Origin of the sequence: Streptomyces sp. NPDC005799, from assembly GCF_040630525.1 — a bacterium.
GTDB lineage: Bacteria > Actinomycetota > Actinomycetes > Streptomycetales > Streptomycetaceae > Streptomyces > Streptomyces griseorubiginosus_B.
Genome location: NZ_JBEXXQ010000108.1, coordinates 1 through 10320 on the forward strand (window position 1 = coordinate 1; position 10320 = coordinate 10320).

Genomic DNA, 10320 nt, shown 5'->3' on the forward strand with positions numbered 1-10320 from the left:
GTGCCTCTTTGGTCGGAGCACAGGATCGGACGGAGGCCGTGTTCACGTCCGCGGAATCCCCGTACGAGCGATCACGTTCGGGGCATCGTTCGAGGTCAGACCATAAAGAACAAGCTTACAACTGCCGTGTCAGTTTCAGTGCCATGCCTCCGACAGGCGTACAAAGGTGTGGCCCGACGCCAGCAGGCGGGGGACGGCGGATGCGATGCCGCGGGCCGTGCCGCCCTCCGGGTGGTTCATGTGGCAGATGACGACGGAGCCGGGCGGGGCCGAGCCGACCGTCGTGCTGACCTGCTCGGGGCTGAAGGTGGCGCCCGCGTCGCCGTTGACGGAGAAGCCGGCGAACCGTTCGCCGAGCGCGGTGACAATGCCGGCCGCCACGTCGTCGCAGTACGCGGTGCCGGAGCGGAAGAAACGCGGTGGGCTGCCCAGCAGCCGGGTCAGTTTCGCCCGGTTGCCGGCGACCTCGTCGTAGACCTCGGCGGCGCTGCGGGTGCCGGGGATGCCGTACGCGGAGCGGCCGGTCACGGAGAGGGGGAGATGACGGGTGCCGTGGTTGGCGATCTCGAAGAGCGGCTCGGCGGCGAGGCGGCGGAAGACGGCCGGGTTGGCGTCGATCCAGCGGGAGTTGAGGAACAGCGTCGCCGGTATCTCGCGCCTGCGCAGGAAGTCGATCAGGGCACGGTCGTAGCCGCTGCCGCCCCGGCCGCCGCAGGCGTCGAAGGTCAGCGCGACGGCCTTCTGGCCGGCGGGGAGCCGATGCAGTACGCCCGGTGCGTCGAAGCCCCAGGTGCGGGGCACGGCGTGACCGTAACGCGCGACGATCTCGGCCCGGGTAACGGCGGGAAGGCGAGCCGGCCTGACCGTCACGGTGGGCGAGGGGGCCGCAGAGGGATCGGGGGCGGCCTCCCCCGATCCGGTGGACCTCTCCTGCGCCCCGCAGGCGGTCAACGCTCCCCCGGCCAAGGCCGCCAGCACCAGCCGCCGAGTCGTACTCATCCACTCCCCCACCTGCCCGGACGTACCTCGGCCATACTAGCGCTCCCGATGATCAACGATAGACATACAAGAATGCTGGCAAATATCCTGTGCCGCGCCTAGAGGCACATGACCCGCCGTAGTCGTCTTCGTCGAAGGTGACGTCGCGGACCCAGTGCAGGCGGTTCTCGATCTCCCAGTGCGACTGCACCCATGTGGCCAGGAGTGTCGGCGGCGCGGTGCGGGCGTCCGCGCTGGTGATCAGGTAGACGATCTCGACGGTTCGTCGGCCCTTGCGAGTGACGGTGCGCCGCAGTTGGGCGACCTGCGTGGCGGCGGTGAACTCGGAGCCCAGGCTGCGGGCCGTCTTCGACAAGCTGCGCGACAAGTTCGGCACCGTCCTCGTCATCGTGGACCAGCCCGCCTCCATCGGCGCCCTCCCGCTCACGGTCGCCCGGGACGCCGGCTGCCAAGTGGCCTACCTGCCCGGACTGGCCATGCGCCGGATCGCCGACCTCTACCCCGGCGAGGCCAAGACCGACGCCAAGGACGCCGCGGTGATCGCGGACGCGGCCCGCACCATGCCGCACACCCTGCGCTCCCTGGAGCTCACCGACGAGATCACCGCCGAACTCACGGTCCTCGTCGGCTTCGACCAGGACCTCGCCGCCGAGGCCACCCGCACCTCCAACCGCATACGCGGCCTGCTCACCCAGTTCCACCCGTCGCTGGAGCGCGTCCTGGGCCCCCGCCTCGACCACCAGGCCGTCACCTGGCTGCTGGAGCGCTACGGCTCTCCGACTGCACTGCGCAAAGCCGGCCGCCGCAGGCTCGTCGAGCTCATCCGGCCCAAGGCCCCACGCATGGCCCAGCGGCTGATCGACGATGTCTTCGACGCCCTGGACGAGCAGACCGTCGTGGTCCCGGGAACCGGCACCCTCGACATCGTCGTGCCCTCCCTGGCCCGCTCTCTCGCCGCTGTCCACGAACAGCGCCGGGCCTTGGAAGCCCAGATCAACGCCCTGCTGGAGGCCCACCCTCTTTCCCCGGTCCTGACGTCGATGCCCGGCGTCGGCGTCAGGACCGCCGCCGTCTTGCTGGTCACCGTCGGCGACGGCACCAGCTTCCCCACCGCCGCCCACCTCGCCTCCTACGCCGGACTCGCCCCGACCACGAAGTCGTCCGGCACCTCGATCCACGGCGAACACGCACCCCGAGGCGGCAACCGCCAGCTCAAACGCGCCATGTTCCTCTCCGCCTTCGCCTGCATGAACGCCGATCCCGCCTCCCGCACCTACTACGACAAGCAACGCGCCCGCGGCAAAACCCACACCCAGGCCCTCCTCCGCCTCGCCCGCCAACGCATCAGCGTCCTGTTCGCCATGCTCCGAGACGGCACCTTCTACGAATCCCGCATGCCCGCGGACGTCGAGCTCGCCGCATGACCCCAGCAAAACCGAATCACCCCAAACCCGACAGGGGCGCCTTGACGAAGGACATAGAGGCACCCCCGCGAACTCGGTGCGCGGTTGTCGAGGGCTTCGGCCAGGTCAGCTGGCGGGGACTGCATGAACGCCTCGTGCGCTTGCTCGAGAACCGTCCGCCATGAGGTGACGTCCGGGCGGCGGCGCAGCAGACCCAAACACCAGCAGGCGGCCGCCACACTGTGGGAATCAGCGCAGCGAGCACTATGTGCTGTGCCGCTCCCCCGCGTCGCCTGTCACCGTCGTCCGGCAATCGGGACACATGATCAAGCCGTGCCCGTCGGGGGCCACGAGGGTTCCCCAGTCGTTGCAGCGCCGACACTGGTGGCTACGGTCGATGTCGGGCTCGTGCGGTCCGTGGTGATACGGCAGAAGTATGGTGGCCATCAATAAAGCACAGCATAAAGAACATATCTGCTTATTCCGTGGGCCCGCCATCAGAACGGGGGCTCGGCAGACGGGCCCTCACCCTCGCCCCCATCGACGGGCGCAGCCGGCCGGACGGGACTGGCCGTGGCCCACGGATCGTCCGGCGCGGTCTCCCGCGGCGGGACCGGGCGCGTGGTACGGGTGATCGTGACGGTCGCGAACGTCATGGACGCCCCCACATCGTCGACGTCCAGCACCATGCGGGACCGCTTCTCCCCCTCGGGTGTCTCCCACCGGTCGGTGCGCAGCCGGCCCGCCACCACCACCCTGGCCCCCTTCGACACCGACCCCGCCAGATTCTCCGCCAGCTGCCGCCACGCACTGCAGTCCATGAATGTCGGCTCCCCGTCCCGCCAGGCATTCGTATCCCGGTCGAATGTCCGCGGAGTCGACGCCACCGTGAACCGCGCCACGGGCACACCCGCGGCCGTGAAACGCAACTCCGGGTCATCCACAAGATTCCCGATCACTGTCAACGGAAGCTCATTACGCATACTCCTGGCGCACACGAAGGCCGGCGGAACGCTCCCGGCCGGGACGGGTGAGGTCGTCGTCCAGGGCAAGGACCTCGGAGCGTGGATCGCCGCGCAGCGCGCCGGCTGGAGCACGTTGGTGCCGGCGCAGCAGTGGCTGCTGCAGAGCGTCGGTGTCGACCCGGACGAGGGCGTGCCGGTCCGTCCGGTGGTGCGGTCACAAGCCGACCGGTGGGAGACCAACCTCGCCGCCGCCCGTCAGTACCACGCCCGCGAGGGCCATCTCCGCCCGTCACGCATGCACGTTGAGGTCGTGAACGGTGAGGAGATCAGGCTGGGGTCATTCCTCGATAACGCCCGGCGAAGGGTCGGCAGGTTGGGCGTGGAACGTCGGGCAGCGCTGGCTGCCCTTGGTCTGGAGTGGGCGGCCCAGGAGGGCAGGTCGTGATGTGGGCTGCGCAGGACGTGGCGCGGGATACGGTCCGGCGCCAGGGCGCCGGACTGGATCGGGTGCAGGTCGCGGACAAGATTACGGAGGCCGCACGGCGGGAGCGGGAGACGCAGAGCCAACTGCGCGCGCCCGCGCCCGTGTCAGAGCTGAAGGGACTGCAGGAGGACCCGCAGCGGCTCGCTGAGGTGTGGGCGGCCCGGCATACGGAGTGGCGGCGCGTGGCCGCACTGATGAAGCAGGAAGGGTGGCCGGTCTACACGCCGGAACAAGACGTCCAGGGCAGTACGTGGGCACGCGAGCGGGAGGCACAGCGGGAGGGCGCGATCGCCCGGCGTACAGCGTGGGAACAGCAGCAACGGGACGCACGCGACGAACTGCGCACGCAGGTATGGCTGTCAGCAGACGTCAGCCGTCGGCTGAGGGAGATCTGCGCCCGGACCGGGCTGCTGCCCGAGCAGGTACTCGCGCAGCTCGCTGACCAGGCCCGGCTGAGCGAGGACGGCACCCTTACCGCGGGACCGTTCACCCTGCGGTGACCAGGACGCCCGATCTCCTGCGGTGTGCCAGTGCGATCGCACCTGCGATCGCAAAACCTGCCTCACGCATCTATGGGTGCGTTAGGGTGGGGTCACAGACTTAGTTGTCAATTAAGTCGACAACTAAAAGCGGGCGGGGCCCGGCCGCTCCAACGGCAGAGCCCCGCACCGTGTCCGGTGCCGTCCCTAGCTCAGCGGATTTGAGCTAGGGGCGGTGTCAGTTTTGGTGCCAGCACCACGTGCGGACCATCTGACCCACCCAGAACACGGTCGCCGCCGTCGGAGCCATCCAGAGTCGGATGCTTCTTGGCACCCTCTTCCAGTGCGCCGGCTTTGGCCTCGCGTGCTTCCCCATTCGAGTCCCCCTCGGGATCGTGGACCGACGCCTGAATGCATCGGACCCCCGGCCGGATGACCCGACAGCGCGGTCCCCCGAAGGCCCTTCACTGGGAAGCGAGCCCAAACTTACACGGCGTCAGCGACGCCCACGGGCCCTTTAGGGATGCCGAGTTGGCGCTGTCATCAGCGCAGCGTTACCCGGCCGGGCGGCCGGGCCAGTCCCATCTGCCGTAGAGCGACACGAAGATGGTTGGCACTGAACCATGTTCCGGATTCCGGCGATTCGGCCGGGTTGGGTAACGGAGAGTCACACACCCACGCGGAAGTGATACAGATCACACAATGTGACGGAAAGTTCTTTGCACTCAGGGTCTCCTGCCGGGCCTAAAGGGAGAACCTGAATGTGAAACGAGAAGGAGACCGCCCGTCATGTCCGTAGATGTCGCTGAGCAGCGGCTCGAGAACCTGTCGCGTGCGCGATCCGGGCTTCTGGCACTGGCTGATGCTGGAGCAGCAACTCGGTCTCGACTTGAGGCTCTGGCTATGCCGAAGTCTGTGCTCAGAGGGCTTCCCGTAGTGCCCCAGTCCACGCTGGCATCCGTCAAGGCCAGCCTGACCGAACCCTTCGGCTTCGCCGCCAAGACCACGGCCTCGGACAGCCTCTTCACCGCGGCCAAGGCCGTCCAGCACGACTGCCTCCGCGACATCAAAACCGGCTTTCTTCGTGATGTCCCCTCACTGCAGGGCAAGCTGGACAACTTGTGGAGCCCGGTCAAGACCGTCCATGGCGCGATGGCCGGCTGGGTACGTGCGTCGGACCTGATGCCGCCTCTCCTGCGTCTGCAGGACCTGGTGGTTCGTTCGACGCCGGAGTGGCTGCGGCATGCGGTGGTTCGGGTGGCCCTGCGAGCTCGGCACGCGATGGCAGAGGGCTGCGAATGGTGGGAAGCCGTCGTGGACGAGTTCACGGGCTTGGTGGGACTGGGGCGTCCTCATGAGTGGCGGGAGCCGGTTTCCACCGCTCTGGCGGGACCCTGGGCGGAGCTCCTGGTGGACGGCCGCCTCTCGCCGCAGGAGGCAGTGGATCTCCTCCGAGTTGAAGCACGGAAGATCCATGAGCACGGGCAGCCGCTATGGGAGCGGAAGGCGCGATATCAGCGCGTCGTGCTGTTGGATACCCCGGTAGGGCAGAGCGGTTCGACTCTGCGGGACCTGCAGCCGGATCAGAGGGCTGATGACCCAGCGGACGTCGTGCTGCTAGGGCAGTTCACGAATTCTCACGTGCTGGCCGTGCTGGAACAGCTGGACGACTCGGAGCGGAAGATCGCTCTGTTGTGGGCATCCGAGCCCGGCACGACATGGACTGAAGCGGCAGCACTCGCGAAGGCATCCAACCCGGAAGCTTACGGCGAGCGCGTACGGCGCAAGCTGTATCGCCTGGGCAAGCAGCGCGCGGAGCGAGCGATCAGCGCTGCGATCACACGCCAGTGTCTGCTGCCGGGTCCCTCTGCCTGACCGGCACGGCTACGACCCACGAGCATGTCGAACACTGCGGAAACGGCACAGCATCAGCCTGGTCGGATTCGGATCTGCTCAGCCTGGGCGATGGGCTTGCCCATGGGGCCGCCTCCACCGGCCATGTCCGATGGAGGTCGGGTGGCCAGGGCCGAGGCGGTGCAGGAGCCCGTACCCCTGGGTGCGCCCCGTGTGGGCAACGCTCCCGCCTAGAACTCCCGAAGCGGGGACAGATTCTGCAGCACGCGGCCAGCGGATAAAGCGCCTGCTCATCGCCGGACTTGCGTCGCTAACACCCGGCTCCAGCACAGTGACCGCGAAGAAATCCGGCACGCCCACTGTCCTGCCCCGCCCCGGCGCACCAAGGAGTGAAAACACCCCTTGCCGTGCCCCTCACGCCTTGTCTCCTGGAGTCCTGATCATGACCGCACTTCCCATCTCCGGGAGCCTCGGCAGCCTCGCCGCTGCCGGCCTGGCAACGCTCGGCGATGCCCCGCCGTGGATCGCGGTCCTGATCATGCTCCCCGCGGTGGCCGGTCTCACCACCGCTGTGCTCTCCGGCATTTCCCGCTTCCGCACGGAGTCGATGCGACGACGCCAGGAGGAACGACTGCTGCTGGAACTCACGGATCCCGTACTGGGCTTGGCCCATCTGGAACGCGTCCAGCAACCCCCACTACCCCCCGAGCAGACTCCCGCCGCCCCAACTCCGGCAACCTCACCACACACGCCCACGCCCGGAACGCCACCATGATCACCCCGCAACGCGCAGCACCGGCCAGCTGGCGCATGCCGGCATCCAACACCGGGCATGTCAGTGGACTTCGTCGGCCCGCCACCGGTCAAGCACGCTGAACGTGCCGCCTATTCGCTCGCGTGCGTGGCGCTGGGCCCCCTACCGTTGCCCAGGTGACCGACATGTGGACCCCTCTTTCGACCCGCCAGGCACCTGGTGACGTCCTGCGGCACGACGTGCCCCCGGCCCTCGCCGCCGCCTTGCGCCCATGGATCGAAGGAGCGGCCCGGGAATCCAGCCGACTGGCCAACCGTGTCCTGCTGCGCTGCGATCTGTTCCGAGACGAGCAGCACGGCCCCGAAGCCGAAGTCGACGATGCCGAGTTCCTCGCCTGGTACACACCCGACGACCAGCTGCTCGACGTCGTCGACGCCATCCTCAACCTGCTGCCGGGCGCCGGCGCCTACATGCACATCCCGGCAGGACAGAAGCCGGGGATGCTGGAGGCCATGGCCGGCGGGCTCGCGAACATCACCTTCCTCAAGCACCGAGATCCGCTGCAGGAGTTGCTTGACGACGGCCGCTCCGCGTACACCCTCAGCCCGAATGGCCGTGCTCTGGTCCAGCGCGTCGATCCCACCGTGACCGCCCTGCTCGACACGGCTGCCCGCACTGCAGACCAACCAGAGCGCGGGTCCGCCAGTGCCCACCTGCGGCACGCCCACACCGCGGCGTACGCCCTGCGCCCGGATCCCGGCCGCGCCTACAGCGAGGCGATCAAGGCCGTCGAGTGCGCCGCGCACGCCACTCTGGAGCCGAACAACAGCAAGGCCACACTGGGCACGATGCTCCGCCAACTGCGCCAGCATCCGGGTCAGTGGCACGTCGCCCTTGCCGGGAAGTCCGGTGCCGAGGGGGAAGACACCGTCGAGGCGATGATGTCCCTGCTCTGGACCGGCCAGACGAGCCGCCACGGAGGCCAGCAGCCGACACGCGAAGAGACCCTCCCCGAGGCTCGCATGGCCGTCGACCTCGCGACGTCCCTGGTCCGCTGGTTCGCCGACGGCACCGTGCGTCGCCACTGAACCACTTGCGCCGGATGAGTTGGGCCTACGCTGGTGAGCGTGACCTCGCAGGGTCTGCCGGCGTTGCACAGAACACGCAGTTGATGCCCGTCCCCCGCGGTCTTCTGCGACCCTCGGAGGGCCCGCTGCACCGACCGCGGGCCCTCCGCCGTACTGCGACCGCCGGTCAACCGCTCCGGGGATGGGAGATCTGCGGCTGTCGTGTGTGAGCGGGGCAGGCAGGGGTCATGCGTCGGCGAAGGCAAGCGGTGTCAGCCTCCGGGCCGTCTCGATCGTCCGCTTGCGATCTTGGGAAGCTGAGAGCAGTTCCACGTAATGCTGATGGTCTCCTTGTTCGAGCATCGTGCGGGCCGTGTCGATGTCCGTTTCACTGCGTTCATTGGTCAGTGCCTCGAGCAGCCATGTCGCATCCGTGTGGCTGAGCTTCAGCACGATGGGGGAGATGAACCAGGCCGGTGCGGACCGGGCCACTGCGGTCAGGAGTTGGTAGGCGTCCGCATCCTGCTGGCACGCGCGCAGTGCGGTCACGGTGGCGACCAGTGCGCCGGGTGCGCGGTTCGCCGCGATCGTATTCAGCAGGGCGTAGGCGTGGGCGGCGCCGCCTGGGGAGCGCAGCTCGGCTAGAAGAGCGCAGAGGTGGGAGGGGGTTGCCTGGGTGCCTGCGACGTCGAGTAGCTCGTAGACCAGGTCCCGGTCCAGCTCACCGTCGCCGGAGCGCAGCAGGACTCCCATCACTCCAACGAAATCATCCGCCGAGGCGTTGAGAGCGAAGGAGACGAACGGAGATCCGTGCTCCTTCATCTCCCGTACTTGCGTCAGGATCAGCTGTGTCAAGGTCTCGGCGTCGAGTTCGGCATCTGGCTGCACGGCTGCAACGGTCTGGGCTACGGCCGGTGAGTTGTCCGATGGATCGTCCTGGTGCAGCTCGCAGGCGAGCTGGTCCAGACGGCGGGCGCCGTCGTCCAGGTGCCGGGAGGCTTTGGCCAGCGCGTCATCGATGTCGTTTGCTGCTGCCGCGAAGGCAGTGTCTTCGGATTCCGAGCGGCTGGGAACCGTCGGGAGTGGGGAGTTGTCCGGTTGTCCGGTGGTCTGTCGCAGCCGTTGGAGTTCGTCGTTGAGCGCGCGGATCTGCTCGGCTGCCTCTTCGGCCAGCCGGTCGGCCTTGGCGCGCTCCTCCCGGGCGCGGTCAAGTTCGGCTTCCGCCGTGCGCCGCTGTTGTTCACTGCGCGCCAGTTCCTGATGTACCGCCCCGATTCGGTCGGGACGGTGGTCGCGTTCCTTGAGCCTGTCGCATTCGGCCGTCAACGTGGTGATGTCGCGCTGCAGTTTGTCGACCATAGCCAACAGCACGATGACCATCTGATGGCTTCTGGCACGCTCCCAGTCCAGCTCCATGGCGCGTTCCCACGCCCGCATCAGCTTGTCCTGCAGGGTCAGCGAGTGCCGCTGCACGGCGACCAGCTCGTTCGCCAACGCGGCCGGGTCCGGCTTCGTCCCGGAGGGCTTGGCCGGCGCCCTGTGGTCTTTGCGTGGGACGAGGGCGCGGGCTTCGGCGAGCATCCGCTCTCTGAGCGCGGCGTCCTCTCCTGAGCAGAGATCGGCGATCGCCTGGACGAACTCATCATCCAAACGCACCCCGGCAAGCCGGTCGCCGATGGTGGTACGGCCAGGGACACGGCCACTGCTGAAGTGCTCCGGCGTCAGCTGCTCCACAACGTCGTCCAGCCGCAGCCGCGCTGTGTCCAGCCAGCCGCGCAACAGACCCGCCAGGGCATCGGCCTGCGGAGTGGGGCCCTTGAGATCACCCCACGGCCTGGTACGCCGCCCTAACTCACCCAACCCGCTTCTCCATCGTCTCCTGCGCTGTCCGGCCCTGTCCGGCCCATCGGCCGGACAACTGGAACGGCCCTTCCAGCGCGATGCAGGGTGTGGAACACCGCCAGACACAAGCCCCACCACCAGGGGCGCACCGCCGTGTTCGCACGCACGTTTGGGGAGACCCTACCGATGCCCGATCTCCTCCAGCAGGCCGTTCACCAGATCCTCCACGGACTCGTGACCGAACTGCCCGCACAACTGGCCACAGCAGCCATCACGGCTCTCACCGCCAGTGCGCTGCGCGCCCGACGCCGCCGGCTGACGGCACGTACCAAGCCCACACCATCCGGCCACCAGGAGCAGGAAACGAGCGCCCCGTTGGGTGGCGTCCCGCCGAGTGGTGTAGCCGATCAAGCTGGTGGAATCCGCAGGTCGCGGCCCGAATTGCCTCGCCAGATGCCATGTTGGGGATCGCC

The 10320-nt window shown here is 68.2% G+C and carries 10 protein-coding genes and 1 pseudogene; 7 read left to right on the plus strand and 4 right to left on the minus strand.

Going from position 1 to position 10320, the window contains the following annotated elements; genetic code table 11:
• Positions 1 to 135: 135 nt before the first annotated feature.
• On the minus strand, positions 136 to 999 hold the full coding sequence (locus tag ABZ453_RS48980; protein WP_359026266.1) for a polysaccharide deacetylase family protein: 864 nt from the start codon (positions 997 to 999) through the stop codon (positions 136 to 138).
• Positions 1000 to 1051: 52 nt separating this feature from the next.
• Positions 1052 to 1354: a hypothetical protein gene (locus ABZ453_RS48985; RefSeq protein ID WP_359026268.1), complete on the minus strand. Its 303-nt coding sequence runs from the start codon at positions 1352 to 1354 to the stop codon at positions 1052 to 1054.
• Here ABZ453_RS48985 and ABZ453_RS48990 point away from each other — a divergent pair.
• A pseudogene (locus ABZ453_RS48990) lies at positions 1320 to 2423 on the plus strand (IS110 family transposase); the annotation flags it as partial. The gene ABZ453_RS48985 and the pseudogene ABZ453_RS48990 sit on opposite strands and share 35 nt — an antisense overlap.
• Positions 2424 to 2899: 476 nt before the next feature.
• Here ABZ453_RS48990 and ssb read toward each other — a convergent pair.
• Entirely contained in the window at positions 2900 to 3385 is a 486-nt protein-coding gene (gene ssb, locus ABZ453_RS48995) for a single-stranded DNA-binding protein (RefSeq protein ID WP_359026270.1), read from the minus strand.
• A gap of 190 nt (positions 3386 to 3575) precedes the next feature.
• On the opposite strand from ssb, the gene ABZ453_RS49000 reads away from it, so the two are divergent.
• From ABZ453_RS49000 to ABZ453_RS49020, 5 genes are all read left to right on the plus strand, one after another.
• A complete protein-coding gene (locus ABZ453_RS49000) occupies positions 3576 to 3812 on the plus strand; it encodes a helicase associated domain-containing protein (RefSeq protein ID WP_359026285.1) in 237 nt (78 codons plus the stop codon).
• Positions 3812 to 4351, plus strand: coding sequence for a hypothetical protein (locus ABZ453_RS49005; RefSeq protein ID WP_359026272.1), 540 nt, complete (start codon positions 3812 to 3814; stop codon positions 4349 to 4351). Before ABZ453_RS49000 ends, ABZ453_RS49005 begins: the two co-directional genes overlap by 1 nt.
• A gap of 768 nt (positions 4352 to 5119) precedes the next feature.
• A complete protein-coding gene (locus ABZ453_RS49010) occupies positions 5120 to 6205 on the plus strand; it encodes a hypothetical protein (protein ID WP_359026275.1) in 1086 nt (361 codons plus the stop codon).
• Positions 6206 to 6626: 421 nt separating this feature from the next.
• Entirely contained in the window at positions 6627 to 6959 is a 333-nt protein-coding gene (locus tag ABZ453_RS49015; RefSeq protein WP_359026277.1) for a hypothetical protein, read from the plus strand.
• Positions 6960 to 7114: 155 nt separating this feature from the next.
• Complete coding sequence (locus tag ABZ453_RS49020; RefSeq protein ID WP_359026279.1) at positions 7115 to 8026, plus strand: hypothetical protein; 912 nt, start codon at positions 7115 to 7117, stop codon at positions 8024 to 8026.
• Between the two features lie 225 nt (positions 8027 to 8251).
• Here ABZ453_RS49020 and ABZ453_RS49025 read toward each other — a convergent pair whose 3' ends face one another.
• Positions 8252 to 9784 (minus strand): hypothetical protein, encoded by a 1533-nt coding sequence (locus ABZ453_RS49025; RefSeq protein ID WP_359026281.1) that lies wholly within the window; start codon positions 9782 to 9784, stop codon positions 8252 to 8254.
• A gap of 249 nt (positions 9785 to 10033) precedes the next feature.
• Between ABZ453_RS49025 and ABZ453_RS49030 the strand changes: the two genes are divergently transcribed.
• Positions 10034 to 10320: hypothetical protein (locus tag ABZ453_RS49030; RefSeq protein ID WP_359026283.1), on the plus strand; the 287-nt coding region annotated here is incomplete at its 3' end.

Coding starts and splice junctions, on each gene's coding strand:
- ABZ453_RS48980 (WP_359026266.1), bottom strand. CDS start 999: ATGAGTACGACTCGGCGGCTGGTGCTGGCGGCCTTGGCCGGGGGAGCG.
- ssb (WP_359026270.1), bottom strand. CDS start 3,385: ATGCGTAATGAGCTTCCGTTGACAGTGATCGGGAATCTTGTGGATGAC.
- ABZ453_RS49005 (WP_359026272.1), top strand. CDS start 3,812: ATGTGGGCTGCGCAGGACGTGGCGCGGGATACGGTCCGGCGCCAGGGC.
- ABZ453_RS49010 (WP_359026275.1), top strand. CDS start 5,120: ATGTCCGTAGATGTCGCTGAGCAGCGGCTCGAGAACCTGTCGCGTGCG.
- ABZ453_RS49015 (WP_359026277.1), top strand. CDS start 6,627: ATGACCGCACTTCCCATCTCCGGGAGCCTCGGCAGCCTCGCCGCTGCC.